Raw genomic sequence first — 13266 nt, 5'->3', positions numbered from 1 at the left:
CATGCTTATCCCCCGTCGAGTCAAGCACCGCAAGCAGCACCACCCGAAGCGTTCGGGCCAGGCGACGGGCGGCACCAAGGTGTCGTTCGGCGACTTCGGTATCCAGGCGCTCACGCCCGCCTACGTGACCAACCGTCAGATCGAGTCCGCTCGTATCGCCATGACGCGTCACATCAAGCGTGGCGGCAAGGTCTGGATCAACATCTACCCGGACCGCCCGCTCACCAAGAAGCCGGCTGAGACCCGCATGGGTTCCGGTAAGGGCTCGCCCGAGTGGTGGGTCGCCAACGTCAAGCCGGGTCGTGTGCTCTTCGAGCTCTCCGGCGTCAGCGAGGACATCGCCCGTGAGGCGCTGACCCGTGCAATCCACAAGCTGCCCCTCAAGGCACGCATCATCAAGCGCGAGGAGGGCGACGCATAATGGCGATCGGTTCCAAGGAGCTCCGTCCGACGGAGCTCGACACCTTCGAGAACGAGCGTCTCGCTGACGAGCTGAAGAAGGCCAAGGAGGAACTCTTCAACCTCCGCTTCCAGTCGGCCACCGGCCAGCTGGAGAGCCACGGTCGTCTCCGCGCCGTCAAGCGCGACATCGCACGCATCTACACGGTCCTCCGTGAGCGCGAGCTCGGCATCCGTGCCACCCCCGCGCCCGTCGAGACCGCCACCAAGGCCAAGAAGACGAAGAAGGCTGACAAGCCCGCCGAGTCGACCGAGGCCGCTACCGCCGAGGAGAACTGATGGCGAACGAAGAGAACAACTCCGCCGCCTCGACCCGCGGCTACCGCAAGACGCGTCGCGGCTACGTGACGAGCGACAAGATGGACAAGACCATCGTGGTCGAGGTCGAGGACCGCGTGAAGCACGCGCTCTACGGCAAGATCATCCGTCGCACGTCCAAGGTGAAGGCGCACGACGAGCTCGGCACCGCCGGTGTCGGCGACCTCGTCGTGATCAGCGAGACCCGTCCCCTCAGCGCCTCCAAGCGCTGGCGCCTGGTCGAGATCCTCGAGAAGGCCAAGTAGGCCCCGGCCTGCTTCGGAATAGGAGACAGCAGTGATTCAGCAGGAATCCCGCCTGAAGGTCGCCGACAACACGGGTGCCAAGGAGATCTTGACCATCCGCGTGCTCGGTGGCTCGGGTCGTCGCTACGCCGGCCTCGGTGACGTCATCGTCGCCACGGTGAAGGACGCCATCCCCGGCGGCAACGTGAAGAAGGGTGACGTCGTCAAGGCGGTCATCGTTCGCACCAAGAAGGAGACCCGTCGTCAGGACGGCTCCTACATCAAGTTCGACGAGAACGCGGCAGTGATCCTCAAGGCCGACGGCGACCCGCGCGGTACGCGCATCTTCGGGCCGGTCGGTCGTGAGCTCCGTGACAAGAAGTTCATGAAGATCATCTCGCTCGCGCCGGAGGTGCTGTAAGCCATGGCGAACATCAAGAAGGGTGACCTCGTCCAGGTCATCACGGGAGCCAAGCAGGAGCGTGGCGGCGACCGTGGCAAGCAGGGCAAGGTCATCGAGGTCCTCAAGGACAAGAACCGTGTCGTCGTCGAGGGCGTGAACTTCGTCACGAAGCACGTCCGCGTCGGCCAGACGCAGCGCGGGTCGAAGACCGGTGGCGTCGAGCAGCACGAGGCTCCGATCCACGTGTCGAACGTCGCCATCGTCGACCCGAAGACCAAGAAGCCGACCCGCGTCGGCTTCCGCATCGAAGAGGTGGAGAAGGACGGCGTCAAGAAGACCGTCCGCGTCCGCTACGCCAAGAAGTCGGGTGAGAAGCTCTGATGACCGACACGACTGCCGCGCCGGAGACCAAGGTCGAGCCGCGCCTCAAGCAGAAGTACAAGAACGAGATCAAGGCTGCCCTCACCGAGCAGTTCGGGTACGCGAACGTCAACCAGGTCCCCGGCCTGGTCAAGGTCGTCGTGAACACCGGTGTCGGTGAAGCAGCTCGTGACTCGAAGGTCATCGAGGGGGCCGTCAAGGACCTCACGGCGATCACGGGTCAGAAGCCGGTCGTGACGAAGGCCCGCAAGTCCATCGCGCAGTTCAAGCTGCGTGAGGGTCAGGCCATCGGCGCGCACGTCACCCTCCGTGGTGACCGCGCGTGGGAGTTCATCGACCGCCTCGTCACCCTCGCACTGCCCCGCATCCGCGACTTCCGCGGGCTCAGCGACAAGCAGTTCGACGGCAACGGCAACTACACGTTCGGTCTCACGGAGCAGTCGATGTTCCACGAGATCGACCAGGACCGCATCGACCGCGTGCGTGGCTTCGACATCACCGTCGTGACCACCGCGAAGACGGACGACGAGGGCCGCGCGCTGCTCCGCCAGCTCGGCTTCCCGTTCCGTTCGGCCGACCAGACGGTCTAAGCTAGTCCGGGCGCTGCGGGCCGGAGGATTCACGTCCTCCGGCCCGCACGCACGAACACCGGCCGACGGCGACAGCCGCCGGCCCCCAGGTCTCCGGGATCCGCTCGGAGACCACCCGATCGCTCAGGTCGGCATTCGTGGAACGGGTGTCGAAACCAGGCGAAGAATGGACGACCATCATGACGATGACCGATCCGGTCGCAGACATGCTGACCAGATTGCGGAACGCGAACTCGGCGCACCACGACGCCGTCTCGCTCCCCAGCTCCAAGCTGAAGAAGAACATCGCCGAGATCCTCAAGCGCGAGGGCTACATCAGCGAGTGGAAGATCGAGGACGCCCGCGTCGGGCAGACCCTCACGATCGACCTGAAGTACGGCCCCGAGCGCGAGCGTTCGATCGCCGGCATCAAGCGCGTCTCGAAGCCCGGTCTCCGGGTCTACGCGAAGTCGACGGAGCTCCCCCAGGTCCTCGGTGGCCTCGGCGTGGCGATCCTCTCGACCTCGTCGGGACTGCTCACCGACCGTGAAGCCGAGCAGAAGGGCGTGGGTGGGGAAGTCCTCGCCTACGTGTGGTGATCGACAATGTCTCGAATCGGACGTCTTCCCATTGACATCCCCGCGGGTGTGACCGTCGCCATCGACGGCCAGACCGTCGCGGTCAAGGGCCCGAAGGGCGAGCTCGCGCTCACCGTCGCAGAGCCCATCCAGGCCAAGGTCGAGGAGAACCAGGTCCTCGTCACCCGTCCGGACGACGAGCGCAGCTCGCGTGCGCTGCACGGCCTGACCCGCACCCTCATCGCGAACAACATCGTCGGCGTGACCCAGGGCTACTCCAAGGGCCTCGAGGTCGTCGGTACCGGTTACCGCGTCGCGGCGAAGGGCAGCAACGTCGAGTTCGCGCTCGGCTACTCCCACCCCATCACGGTCGAGCCGCCGGCGGGCATCAGCTTCGCCGTCGAGGGCAACAACAAGCTCACCGTGTCGGGCATCGACAAGCAGGCCGTCGGCGAGGTGGCTGCCAACATCCGCAAGCTGCGCAAGCCCGAGCCCTACAAGGGCAAGGGTGTCCGCTACGCGGGCGAGATCGTGCGCCGCAAGGCCGGAAAGTCAGGTAAGTGATCATGGCTCTCGGTATCCGAGGAAAGAGCAAGTCGGCCGCCAAGGCGCGCCGTCACAACCGTCTCCGCAAGAAGATCACCGGCACCGAGGCGCGTCCGCGTCTCGCCGTCACCCGTTCGTCGCGTCACGTGTTCGTCCAGGTCATCGACGACGCGAAGGGCCACACCCTGGCCAGCGCGTCGACGATGGAGGCCGACCTCCGTTCGTTCGACGGCGACAAGACGGCCAAGGCCCGTCGCATCGGCGAGCTCGTCGCCGAGCGTGCGAAGGCCGCTGGCGTCGAGGCCGTGGTCTTCGACCGCGGTGGGAGCAAGTACGCCGGTCGCGTCGCCGCGATCGCCGATGGTGCCCGTGAAGGAGGGCTGAACCTGTGAGCGACATCGCGAACAACAACGAAGCGGCCGAGACCGAGACCGCTGCTGCGACGGAGACCGTCGCCAAGGCCGCGGCCGGCAAGGAAGCGGAAGCCCCTGCCGTCGCCGAGCGTCCGGTCGAGACCGCCGCGGGCTCCGCGTCGAACAACCGTGACAACGCCGACCAGCGCGGCCGTCGTGGTGGCGGGCGTGACCGTCAGCAGGGTCGTGACCGCAACAACCGCGGTGGCGACAGCCAGTTCCTCGAGCGCGTGGTGACCATCAACCGCGTGTCGAAGGTCGTCAAGGGTGGTCGTCGCTTCAGCTTCACGGCGCTCGTCGTCGTGGGTGACGGCAACGGCCTCGTCGGTGTCGGCTACGGCAAGGCGAAGGAAGTCCCCACCGCGATCTCGAAGGGCGTCGAGGAGGCGAAGAAGAACTTCTTCCGCGTCCCGCGCGTCGGCAACACCATCCCGCACCCGGTGCAGGGTGAGGCCGCTGCCGGTGTCGTGCTCCTGCGTCCGGCCGCTGCCGGTACCGGTGTCATCGCCGGTGGTCCGGTCCGCGCCGTGCTCGAGTGCGCCGGCATCCACGACGTCCTGAGCAAGTCGCTCGGCTCGTCGAACACCATCAACATCGTGCACGCGACCGTCGAGGCGCTGCAGCAGCTCGAGGAGCCCCGCGCGGTCGCGAGCCGTCGTGGCCTCGACGTCGACCGGGTCGTCCCGGCCCGTCTGCTCCACGCCGAGGCTGCGGCGCTGCGTGCCGCGACCGAGAAGGCAGGTGCGTGATGGCGATGCTGAAGATCACGCAGACGAAGTCCGTTATCAGCGAGAAGCAGTACCAGCGCGACACCCTGCGCAGCCTGGGCCTCAAGCGCATCGGCCGTACGGTCCTGCGTGAGGACAACGCCCAGAACCGCGGGTACATCGCGACGGTGGCGCACCTCGTGAAGGTCGAGGAGGTCGACGCATGAGCGACGAGAAGAACGAGCGGGTCCAGGTGCTGAAGCTGCACCACCTCCGTCCGGCTGCCGGTTCCAAGAAGGACCGCACCCGTGTCGGCCGTGGTGAGGGCTCGAAGGGCAAGACCGCCGGCCGTGGTACCAAGGGCCAGAAGGCTCGTTACCAGGTCAAGGTCGGCTTCGAGGGTGGGCAGATGCCGCTGCACATGCGCACCCCGAAGCTCCGCGGGTTCAAGAACCCGTTCCGCGTCGAGTACCAGGTCGTGAACCTGGACAAGATCGCGGAGCTCTACCCCAACGGTGGCGACGTCACCGTCGCGGACCTGGTCGCCAAGGGCGCCGTCCGCAAGAACGAGAAGGTCAAGGTTCTCGGTCAGGGTGACATCAGCGTGAAGCTCACGGTCTCGGTCGACAAGGTCTCGGCGTCCGCCGCCGAGAAGATCGTGGCTGCTGGCGGAACCGTCTCCCAGTAACCCCCGTCGGGGGGGCGGGGCGTTGCGCACGGGCCGCCGTTACGGTTTCCTTGACAGTGGCTGACGTCCGTCGGCCAGGTCGGCGCTGCCGATCGACACCGTGAAGACCCCGATCGGGTCGCCGGTCCCAGAAGTTCGGAGTCCTCGTGTTCAGAGCGGTCGCGCGCATCATGCGCACCCCAGATCTTCGCAAGAAGATCGGCTTCACCCTCGCGATCATCGCGCTGTTCCGTCTCGGGTCGTACATCCCCGCGCCGTTCGTCGACTACGCCGCCGTGCAGAGCTGCCTGGCGAGCGCCGGCTCCTCGGGTGGGCTCTACGACCTCATCAACCTCTTCTCCGGCGGCGCGCTGCTGAAGCTGTCGGTCTTCGCGCTCGGCATCATGCCGTACATCACGTCGTCGATCATCGTGCAGCTCCTGCGCGTGGTGATCCCGCACTTCGACGCCCTCTACAAGGAGGGCCAGTCCGGCCAGGCGAAGCTGACGCAGTACACGCGCTACCTCACCATCGCGCTCGGTGTCCTGCAGTCGACCACCCTCATCACGGTCGCGCGCTCGGGTGCCCTCTTCGGCACGAACGCGTCGGCGTCCTGCTCGTCGATCATCTCGAACGACAGCTGGTACGCGATCATGCTCATGGTCGTCACGCTGACCGCCGGTACCGGCCTGATCATGTGGATGGGCGAGCTCGTCACCGAGCGCGGCATCGGCAACGGCATGTCGCTGCTCATCTTCACGTCCATCGCCGCGCAGTTCCCGTCGGCCCTGTGGGCGATCGAGCAGTCGCAGTCCTTCGAGCTCTTCCTGTTCGTCATCCTCGTCGGTCTGGTCATCATGATGGCCGTCGTCTTCGTCGAGCAGTCGCAGCGACGCATCCCGGTGCAGTACGCCAAGCGCATGGTCGGGCGCCGCACCTACGGCGGCAACAACACCTACATCCCGATCAAGGTGAACATGGCCGGCGTCGTGCCCGTCATCTTCGCCTCGTCGCTGCTGTACCTGCCGGCCCTGGTCGCGCAGTTCAACCAGCCCTCGGACGGCTCGGAGCCGGCCGCCTGGGTGACCTGGATCCAGAACAACCTGACCTCGGGTGACAACTGGTTCTACATGGTCCTGTACTTCCTGCTCATCGTCGGGTTCACGTACTTCTACGTCGCGATCACCTTCAACCCCGAAGAGGTCGCCGACAACATGAAGAAGTACGGCGGCTTCATCCCGGGCATCCGGGCCGGCCGTCCGACGGCCGAGTACCTCGACTTCGTCCTGACCCGGGTGACGTTGCCCGGCTCGCTCTACCTCGGTCTCATCGCGCTCATCCCGCTGGCAGCACTGGCGCTGTTCGGCGCGAACCAGAACTTCCCGTTCGGCGGCGCGAGCATCCTCATCATCGTGGGTGTCGGTCTCGAGACCGTGAAGCAGATCGACTCGCAGCTGCAGCAACGTCACTACGAAGGGCTTCTCCGTTGAGCGCACGCCTCATCATCGTCGGACCTCCCGGAGCCGGGAAGGGCACCCAGGCCGGTCGCATCGCCGAGGGCTTCGGCGTCCCCGCGATCTCCACGGGTGACATCTTCCGCAAGAACGTCTCCGAGGGCACGCCGTTGGGCGTTCAGGCCAAGGCGATCATGGACGCGGGGAACTACGTCCCCGACGAACTGACGAACGAGCTCGTCAAGTCGCGCCTCGCCGAGCCGGACGCCGAGCAGGGCTTCCTGCTCGACGGCTACCCCCGCACGGTGGGCCAGGTCGAGTACCTCGACGCGCTGCTCGCGGAGCACGGCGCCGGGATCGACGCCGTGGTGCAGCTCGTCGCCGACCAGGACGCGCTCGTCGCGCGGCTGCTGAAGCGCGCCGAGGACCAGGGGCGCAGCGACGACAATGAGGAGACCATCCGGCGTCGCCAGGAGGTCTACACGGAGCAGACCGCGCCGATCGTCGCGGCGTACGCCGAGCGCGGTCTCGTGGTCGACGTGGACGGCCTCGGCGGCATCGACGAGGTCGGGGACCGCATCCAGGCGGCGCTCAGCTCGCGCGGCCTCACCGCGGGCGTCTGACACCCCTCGTGCGTCGTCGCAAGCCCTCGATCTACAAGTCGCCGGAGGAGCTCCGCGCGATGCTCCGTCCCGGATTGCTCACCGAGGCCGCGCTCGTCGCGGTCCGTGCTGCGATCCGCCCGGGCGTCACCACGGGCGAGCTCGACGCGATCGCCGAGCGGACGATCCGCGAGGGCGGCGGCGTCCCGAACTTCCAGCTCGTCCCGGGCTACCGGCACACCCTGTGCGTGTCCGTGAACGACGAGATCGTCCACGGGATCCCCGGCGAACGCGTACTCGAGCCGGGCGACATCGTCTCGGTCGACGCCGGTGCAGAGGTCGACGGGTGGAACGGTGACAGCGCCTTCACGACGGTGCTCCCCGGCGGCGACGCTCCCGTGACGGCGGCGCGCCAGACGCTCTGCGACACCACGGAGCGCTCGCTCTGGCACGGCATCGCGGCGCTCGCACACGCACGGAACCTCAACGAGGTGGGCGCGGTGATCGAGGACGCCATCGACGAGACGGGCGCCTGGGGCATCGTCGAGGACTTCACGGGGCACGGGATCGGCCGGTCGATGCACGAGGACCCGCCCGTCTTCAACTACCGGGTCCGCGGTGCCGGTCCGGCGGTCCGGCCCGGTCTGGTCGTGGCGATCGAACCGATGGTGACGGCCGGGACGATCGACAGCTCCACGGACGACGACGACTGGACGATCAGGACCCTCGACGGTTCCGACGCGGCGCACTGGGAGCACTCGGTGGCCGTGCACGCCGACGGCATCTGGGTGCTCACCGCATCGGACGGCGGCGCCTCCGGCCTCGTGCCGCTCGGCGTCACGCCCGTCCCCGTTCCGTAGGGCGTCCGGACGCGTCCGGTCCGTGACCGGTGACCGCGAGGTCGGCCGGGAGGCGCGGTGCGACTCCGCGCACCGGCCCGGCCACGTCGATGGCCGGGCCGACGCCGGGACCGCTCCGCGCGCGACCGCGCCGGTCCCCGACGGGCTGAGTTCCCGACGGGTTCAGTCCCCGACGCGCTCAGTCTCCGACGGGCGCAGTCCCCGACGCGCTCAGTCCCCGACGCGCTCAGTTGCCGACGGTGCAGGTCTGCTCGGACGCCGACTGGCCGGAGATGCTCGAGGGCAGTGGGGTCGCCGTCGGCGTCCCGGCATCGGTCGCCGCACCCGTGGCCGTCCCGGTCGCAGCTCCGCTCGCCGCATCGTCCCCCGCGGCCGGCGCGTCGGACGACGGTGCGTCGCTCCCCGGGGTGCCCGCCGCGGTCGGGGACTCCTCCGACGCCCGGCCGGTGGACGAGTCGCTCAGCGAGGTCTTGCGGTCCTGCTGCAGCACGACGTTGAGGTCGTGCGCCGCCGCCTCGTCGACGAGCACGTGCGCGGTGTCGGAGGGGTCGTCGACGACCGGGTACTGCACGAACAGCATGTCCGAGGTGCTCATGCCCCGCAGGGTCGAGGCGAGTCCGACGAGGGTGCGGGTCTGCGCCAGGCCGTCGGAGAGCGTCATGTTCGACAGCGCCGCACCGGCCAGCTTGTAGAGGGTCACCGGGTTCGACAGGGTGCCGTCCGAGGTGACCTTCCGGAGCAGGGCGGACAGGAAGACCTGCTGGGAGCTGATGCGCGCGAGGTCGCTGCCGTCACCGACGCCGTGCCGGCTGCGCAGGAACGCGAGCGCGTCCTGGCCCGCGAGGGTGTGCTGACCGGCCGAGAGCTGCAGGCCGGTGTACGAGTCGTCGATGGGCTTCGCGACGCAGACGTCGACGCCGCCCACGGCGTTCGACATCTCGATCACCCCGTCGAAGGTGATGAGTCCGGCGTAGGGGATCGTCAGCCCGGTCAGGTTCTCGACCGTGTCCACGGCGCAGGAGATCCCGCCGTGCCCGAGGGACTCGTTGATGAGCTCGCTGTCCACGGCCGGGTACGAGGTGCCCGTCTCGGGGTTCGTGCACGCCGGGATCGGGACCTTGAGGTCGCGGGGGAAGCTGACGGCCGTGAGCTGCTGGTGGTCCTGCGAGATGTGGACGAGGATCGTGACGTCGTTCCGGGCGCCCTCGACGTTCTCGTCCGAGTCGAACTGCCCGACGCGGGTGTCGCTGCCGAGGAGCAGGATGTTCGCGCCGCCCTGCATCGCCGTGATGTCGGCGGTCTTCGCGGTGTTCTGGTCGTCGGTGCTGAGCTCGACCGTGTGCGGTGCCGCGGCGAGCTGTGCGCCGGCGATCGCCGCGACGCTCGTGCCGCTGACCAGGACGACGGCGACCGTGGCCGCGACGAACCCCAGCAGCGTGCCCCATCCGCGACGGCGCGGCAGTCGACCGTGACGGGCGAGGGGGCGGCGGGGCGCGTCAGGCACGTGGTCTCCGATCGGTTCTCCGGCGCGGGCGTCGGGGGGTCAGCGACGGCCAGGCTACGGCGACGGGCCCGTTCCGGACCTCGGAAGCGGCCGCTGATCCACTGTGGACCGTTCAGCTCCGGACGGCGAGCCCCAGACGGAGGGTCGCGGCCCGACCGGCACTTGGCAATCTGCGCCTGATCGCATAGGGTTGATCTTTGGTGTGTCATGCCCTTCGGCGTGGCGCCCGACCCGCAGACCGGCTCGGGGATCACACCGGTAATCCAACCAAGCGACAGTGAGGCTATGGCCAAGAAAGACGGCGTCATCGAGATCGAAGGCTCGGTGCTCGAAGCTCTGCCCAACGCGATGTTCCGCGTTGAGCTGACCAACGGACACAAGGTCCTCGCGCACATCTCCGGGAAGATGCGCCAGCACTACATCCGCATCCTCCCCGAGGACCGCGTGATCGTGGAGCTGAGCCCGTACGACCTGACCCGCGGCCGGATCGTCTACCGCTACAAGTGATCCGCGAGCTGGAAAGGAACGGCTCGGCGAACCCGCCGGGCACGAAGCCAGCGAGCAACAGGAAGCAATCATGAAGGTCAACCCCAGCGTCAAGCCCATCTGCGAGCACTGCCGTGTCATCCGCCGCAAGGGCCGCGTCATGGTGATCTGCAAGAGCAACCCGCGCCACAAGCAGCGCCAGGGCTGAGCTCCCAGCAGGACCCACAACTCAACACTGAACACGCAGTACCAGAACTCCGCCACTGACCTCGGTCGTCGGCGGGGGGACACCTCGGGGCGGAGGCCCGGGCACCGGTACTGCGCCACACCTCCACCGAAAACAGGAGCAGCCAGAACATGGCACGTCTAGCAGGCGTCGACATCCCGCGCGAGAAGCGCGTGGAGATCGCACTCACGTACATCTACGGCGTCGGCCGTACCCGCGCGGTCCAGGCACTCGCCGAGACCGGTATCTCCGGTGACATCCGCGTCAAGGACCTGACCGACGACCAGCTCGTCGCCCTCCGTGACTTCATCGAGGGCAACTTCAAGGTGGAGGGTGACCTCCGCCGCGAGGTCGCCGCCGACATCCGCCGCAAGGTCGAGATCGGTAGCTACGAGGGTCTCCGCCACCGTCGTGGTCTCCCGGTGCGTGGTCAGCGCACCAAGACCAACGCGCGTACCCGCAAGGGACCGAAGCGCACCGTGGCAGGCAAGAAGAAGGCCCGATAGGAGATCATCATGGCTACCCCCAAGACTGCCGCGCGCAAGCCGCGTCGCAAGGAGAAGAAGAACGTCGCCGTGGGCCAGGCCCACATCAAGAGCACGTTCAACAACACCATCGTCAGCATCACCGACCCGTCGGGTGCCGTCCTCAGCTGGGCGTCCTCGGGTGCCGTGGGCTTCAAGGGTTCGCGCAAGTCGACGCCGTTCGCGGCGCAGCTCGCCGCCGAGTCCGCTGCGCGTCAGGCGCAGGAGCACGGCGTCAAGAAGGTCGACGTCTTCGTCAAGGGCCCGGGCTCGGGTCGCGAGACCGCGATCCGCTCGCTCCAGGCCGCTGGCCTCGAGGTCGGCTCGATCAACGACGTCACCCCGCAGGCGCACAACGGCTGCCGCCCGCCGAAGCGTCGCCGCGTCTGACGCGAGGAGCAACCGGCCGTTCCCCGCTCGTCCCCTGACCGGGGCGAGCGGGGCCGGCCATTCCTGGTCGTTCGATCGCGTACGTCGGGCCCTCCCGGCCCCGCGCTGCGCGTGATCACAACTCAACAGACCCGTCGGGGCCCGGTCGGCCCCGTCGTACCGCCGAGTGTCATATAGCGGACACTCCGCCGAAAGGAATCCCACAGTGCTCATTGCACAGCGCCCCACCCTGACCGAGGAGTCGATCTCCGAGCACCGCTCGCGCTTCGTCATCGAGCCGCTCGAGCCGGGCTTCGGTTACACCCTCGGCAACTCGCTGCGCCGCACGCTCCTCTCCTCGATCCCCGGCGCGGCTGTCACCAGCATCCGCATCGACGGCGTCCTCCACGAGTTCAGCACCGTCCCCGGTGTCAAGGAAGACGTCACCGAGATCATCCTCAACATCAAGAGCCTCGTCGTCTCCAGCGAGCACGACGAGCCGATCACCGCGTACCTGCGCAAGCAGGGTGCCGGTCAGGTCACCGCGGCGGACATCTCCGCCCCGGCCGGCGTCGAGATCCACAACCCGGACCTCGTCATCGCGACCCTGAACGACACCGCGCGCTTCGAGCTGGAGCTGACGATCGAGCGTGGCCGCGGCTACGTCTCGGCGACCCAGAACCGCTCGGAGTTCAGCGAGGCCGGGCAGATCCCGATCGACTCGATCTACTCGCCGGTCCTCAAGGTCACCTACCGCGTCGAGGCGACGCGTGCCGGTGAGCGCACGGACTTCGACCGCCTGGTCGTCGACGTCGAGTCGAAGCCGGCGATCACGCCGCGCGACGCCATCGCGTCGGCCGGTCGCACGCTGGTCGAGCTGTTCGGTCTCGCCCGCGAGCTGAACACGGCGGCCGAGGGCATCGAGATCGGCCCCGCGCCGGTCGACGCGGTGCTCTCGAACGAGCTGCAGACCCCGATCGAGGACCTCGACCTGTCGGTGCGCAGCTACAACTGCCTCAAGCGGGAGGGCATCAACACGGTGTCCGAGCTCGTCGCCCTGTCGGAGACGCAGCTCATGAACATCCGCAACTTCGGTCAGAAGTCGGTGGACGAGGTCAAGGACAAGCTCACCGAGCTCGGCCTGTCCCTCAAGGACACCGTCCCCGGATTCGACGGCGCCCACTTCTACAGCGGGTACGACGAGGACGAGTCCAACAACTGACCTCGCGCTCACGCGCACGCGCACCGATGAGTCGGTGCGCACCACCATCACCACTGGAGAACTGACATGCCGAAGCCCACCAAGGGCCCCCGCCTCGGTGGCGGCCCCGCCCACGAGCGCCTGCTCCTGAGCAACCTCGCCAACGCCCTCTTCACGCACGGTCGCATCACGACCACCGAGACGAAGGCCAAGCGCCTGCGTCCCGTCGCCGAGCGTCTCATCACGTTCGCGAAGCGTGGCGACCTGCACGCGCGTCGTCGTGTGATCGCCCAGCTGCGCGACAAGTCCGTCGTGCACACGCTGTTCACGGAGATCGCCCCGCAGGTCGAGGACCGTCAGGGCGGCTACACCCGCATCACGAAGCTCGGCTTCCGCAAGGGTGACAACGCGCCGCTCGCCTCGATCGAGCTCGTCCTCGAGCCGGTGTCGAGCACGCCGGCCCCGGTCAAGCGCGACGCGGCCCCGGCTGCTGCCGCTCCGGCCGAGGAGACCCCGGTCGAGGAGACCCCGGTCGAGTCCACGGAGACGACCGAGGAGTCCGCTCCCGTCGAGGCCGAGACCGAGACCCCGGCTGCCGCCGAGGTCGAGGCCGACGCCGAGGCGAAGTCGGACGACGCCAAGTAGGTCCAGCACCACCACACGGAACCCCCCGCGACCCACGTCGCGGGGGGTTCCGTCGTCCCCGCGGACGGCGTGGCGACGGACGGGAGGCGCGGGGCGGGGCCGCCACGGGCCTCCCGTCCGGAGCGCACCC

At 68.1% G+C, this 13266-nt stretch carries 22 protein-coding genes; 21 read left to right on the top strand and 1 reads right to left on the bottom strand.

What is annotated here, in order from left to right:
• The first annotated feature begins 1 nt into the window (after position 1).
• From rplP to map, 15 genes are all read left to right on the top strand, one after another.
• Positions 2–421: a 50S ribosomal protein L16 gene (gene rplP, locus M3677_RS11765; RefSeq protein WP_066657030.1), complete on the top strand. Its 420-nt coding sequence runs from the start codon at positions 2–4 to the stop codon at positions 419–421.
• Positions 421–738 carry a 50S ribosomal protein L29 gene (gene rpmC / locus M3677_RS18125; RefSeq protein WP_058728265.1) on the top strand — a complete coding sequence of 106 codons (318 nt, stop codon included), beginning with the start codon at positions 421–423 and terminating at the stop codon, positions 736–738. The genes rplP and rpmC overlap by 1 nt, the downstream gene beginning before the upstream one ends.
• Positions 738–1022, top strand: coding sequence for a 30S ribosomal protein S17 (gene rpsQ / locus M3677_RS11755; RefSeq protein ID WP_066657023.1), 285 nt, complete (start codon positions 738–740; stop codon positions 1020–1022). Before rpmC ends, rpsQ begins: the two co-directional genes overlap by 1 nt.
• A 31-nt stretch (positions 1023–1053) precedes the next feature.
• Entirely contained in the window at positions 1054–1422 is a 369-nt protein-coding gene (gene rplN, locus M3677_RS11750) for a 50S ribosomal protein L14 (RefSeq protein WP_017885523.1), read from the top strand.
• A 3-nt stretch (positions 1423–1425) separates the two neighbouring features.
• Positions 1426–1785 (top strand): 50S ribosomal protein L24, encoded by a 360-nt coding sequence (rplX, locus tag M3677_RS11745; protein WP_066657021.1) that lies wholly within the window; start codon positions 1426–1428, stop codon positions 1783–1785.
• A complete protein-coding gene (rplE, locus tag M3677_RS11740) occupies positions 1785–2375 on the top strand; it encodes a 50S ribosomal protein L5 (protein WP_066657018.1) in 591 nt (196 codons plus the stop codon). The genes rplX and rplE overlap by 1 nt, the downstream gene beginning before the upstream one ends.
• A 179-nt stretch (positions 2376–2554) precedes the next feature.
• Positions 2555–2953: a 30S ribosomal protein S8 gene (gene rpsH / locus M3677_RS11735; protein WP_065960021.1), complete on the top strand. Its 399-nt coding sequence runs from the start codon at positions 2555–2557 to the stop codon at positions 2951–2953.
• A gap of 6 nt (positions 2954–2959) precedes the next feature.
• Positions 2960–3496 carry a 50S ribosomal protein L6 gene (gene rplF / locus M3677_RS11730; protein ID WP_066657016.1) on the top strand — a complete coding sequence of 179 codons (537 nt, stop codon included), beginning with the start codon at positions 2960–2962 and terminating at the stop codon, positions 3494–3496.
• A 2-nt stretch (positions 3497–3498) separates the two neighbouring features.
• On the top strand, positions 3499–3870 hold the full coding sequence (gene rplR / locus M3677_RS11725) for a 50S ribosomal protein L18 (protein WP_066657014.1): 372 nt from the start codon (positions 3499–3501) through the stop codon (positions 3868–3870).
• A complete protein-coding gene (gene rpsE, locus M3677_RS11720; protein ID WP_081985128.1) occupies positions 3867–4640 on the top strand; it encodes a 30S ribosomal protein S5 in 774 nt (257 codons plus the stop codon). The genes rplR and rpsE overlap by 4 nt, the downstream gene beginning before the upstream one ends.
• A complete protein-coding gene (gene rpmD / locus M3677_RS11715) occupies positions 4640–4825 on the top strand; it encodes a 50S ribosomal protein L30 (protein WP_031273241.1) in 186 nt (61 codons plus the stop codon). Before rpsE ends, rpmD begins: the two co-directional genes overlap by 1 nt.
• Complete coding sequence (gene rplO, locus M3677_RS11710; RefSeq protein ID WP_066657012.1) at positions 4822–5286, top strand: 50S ribosomal protein L15; 465 nt, start codon at positions 4822–4824, stop codon at positions 5284–5286. Before rpmD ends, rplO begins: the two co-directional genes overlap by 4 nt.
• A 146-nt stretch (positions 5287–5432) precedes the next feature.
• On the top strand, positions 5433–6755 hold the full coding sequence (secY, locus tag M3677_RS11705) for a preprotein translocase subunit SecY (RefSeq protein WP_066657008.1): 1323 nt from the start codon (positions 5433–5435) through the stop codon (positions 6753–6755).
• Positions 6752–7342, top strand: coding sequence for an adenylate kinase (locus tag M3677_RS11700; RefSeq protein ID WP_251160641.1), 591 nt, complete (start codon positions 6752–6754; stop codon positions 7340–7342). Before secY ends, M3677_RS11700 begins: the two co-directional genes overlap by 4 nt.
• Positions 7343–7350: 8 nt before the next feature.
• On the top strand, positions 7351–8181 hold the full coding sequence (gene map, locus M3677_RS11695; protein WP_308201981.1) for a type I methionyl aminopeptidase: 831 nt from the start codon (positions 7351–7353) through the stop codon (positions 8179–8181).
• Between the two features lie 226 nt (positions 8182–8407).
• Here the strand turns inward: map and M3677_RS11690 are convergent, their stop codons facing one another.
• Positions 8408–9685, bottom strand: coding sequence for an LCP family protein (locus M3677_RS11690; protein ID WP_251160640.1), 1278 nt, complete (start codon positions 9683–9685; stop codon positions 8408–8410).
• Between the two features lie 285 nt (positions 9686–9970).
• On the opposite strand from M3677_RS11690, the gene infA reads away from it, so the two are divergent.
• The 6 genes from infA to rplQ all read left to right on the top strand — a co-directional run bounded on the left by infA (position 9971) and on the right by rplQ (position 13136).
• Positions 9971–10192 carry a translation initiation factor IF-1 gene (gene infA, locus M3677_RS11685; protein WP_017885509.1) on the top strand — a complete coding sequence of 74 codons (222 nt, stop codon included), beginning with the start codon at positions 9971–9973 and terminating at the stop codon, positions 10190–10192.
• Positions 10193–10262: 70 nt separating this feature from the next.
• Positions 10263–10379, top strand: a complete 117-nt coding sequence (gene rpmJ, locus M3677_RS11680; RefSeq protein WP_022903266.1) for a 50S ribosomal protein L36 — start codon at positions 10263–10265, stop codon at positions 10377–10379.
• Between the two features lie 149 nt (positions 10380–10528).
• Positions 10529–10903: a 30S ribosomal protein S13 gene (gene rpsM / locus M3677_RS11675; protein WP_058728274.1), complete on the top strand. Its 375-nt coding sequence runs from the start codon at positions 10529–10531 to the stop codon at positions 10901–10903.
• A 9-nt stretch (positions 10904–10912) separates the two neighbouring features.
• A complete protein-coding gene (gene rpsK / locus M3677_RS11670) occupies positions 10913–11311 on the top strand; it encodes a 30S ribosomal protein S11 (RefSeq protein WP_017885507.1) in 399 nt (132 codons plus the stop codon).
• Positions 11312–11516: 205 nt separating this feature from the next.
• On the top strand, positions 11517–12512 hold the full coding sequence (locus M3677_RS11665) for a DNA-directed RNA polymerase subunit alpha (RefSeq protein WP_066656999.1): 996 nt from the start codon (positions 11517–11519) through the stop codon (positions 12510–12512).
• Between the two features lie 66 nt (positions 12513–12578).
• A complete protein-coding gene (rplQ, locus tag M3677_RS11660) occupies positions 12579–13136 on the top strand; it encodes a 50S ribosomal protein L17 (RefSeq protein WP_251160639.1) in 558 nt (185 codons plus the stop codon).
• Positions 13137–13266: the final 130 nt, after the last annotated feature.

This window comes from Curtobacterium sp. P97 (assembly GCF_023712445.1).
In the GTDB taxonomy this organism is placed as follows: Bacteria; Actinomycetota; Actinomycetes; order Actinomycetales; family Microbacteriaceae; genus Curtobacterium.
This window is presented reverse-complemented; position numbering and strand designations above follow the sequence as displayed.

Excerpts from the sequence above, each read along its gene's own strand:
- rplP (WP_066657030.1), top strand. The coding sequence starts at position 2 with ATGCTTATCCCCCGTCGAGTCAAGCACCGCAAGCAGCACCACCCGAAG.
- rpmC (WP_058728265.1), top strand. The coding sequence starts at position 421 with ATGGCGATCGGTTCCAAGGAGCTCCGTCCGACGGAGCTCGACACCTTC.
- rpsQ (WP_066657023.1), top strand. The coding sequence starts at position 738 with ATGGCGAACGAAGAGAACAACTCCGCCGCCTCGACCCGCGGCTACCGC.
- rplX (WP_066657021.1), top strand. The coding sequence starts at position 1,426 with ATGGCGAACATCAAGAAGGGTGACCTCGTCCAGGTCATCACGGGAGCC.
- rplE (WP_066657018.1), top strand. The coding sequence starts at position 1,785 with ATGACCGACACGACTGCCGCGCCGGAGACCAAGGTCGAGCCGCGCCTC.
- rpsH (WP_065960021.1), top strand. The coding sequence starts at position 2,555 with ATGACGATGACCGATCCGGTCGCAGACATGCTGACCAGATTGCGGAAC.
- rplF (WP_066657016.1), top strand. The coding sequence starts at position 2,960 with ATGTCTCGAATCGGACGTCTTCCCATTGACATCCCCGCGGGTGTGACC.
- rplR (WP_066657014.1), top strand. The coding sequence starts at position 3,499 with ATGGCTCTCGGTATCCGAGGAAAGAGCAAGTCGGCCGCCAAGGCGCGC.
- rpmD (WP_031273241.1), top strand. The coding sequence starts at position 4,640 with ATGGCGATGCTGAAGATCACGCAGACGAAGTCCGTTATCAGCGAGAAG.
- rplO (WP_066657012.1), top strand. The coding sequence starts at position 4,822 with ATGAGCGACGAGAAGAACGAGCGGGTCCAGGTGCTGAAGCTGCACCAC.
- infA (WP_017885509.1), top strand. The coding sequence starts at position 9,971 with ATGGCCAAGAAAGACGGCGTCATCGAGATCGAAGGCTCGGTGCTCGAA.
- rpmJ (WP_022903266.1), top strand. The coding sequence starts at position 10,263 with ATGAAGGTCAACCCCAGCGTCAAGCCCATCTGCGAGCACTGCCGTGTC.
- rpsM (WP_058728274.1), top strand. The coding sequence starts at position 10,529 with ATGGCACGTCTAGCAGGCGTCGACATCCCGCGCGAGAAGCGCGTGGAG.
- rpsK (WP_017885507.1), top strand. The coding sequence starts at position 10,913 with ATGGCTACCCCCAAGACTGCCGCGCGCAAGCCGCGTCGCAAGGAGAAG.
- rplQ (WP_251160639.1), top strand. The coding sequence starts at position 12,579 with ATGCCGAAGCCCACCAAGGGCCCCCGCCTCGGTGGCGGCCCCGCCCAC.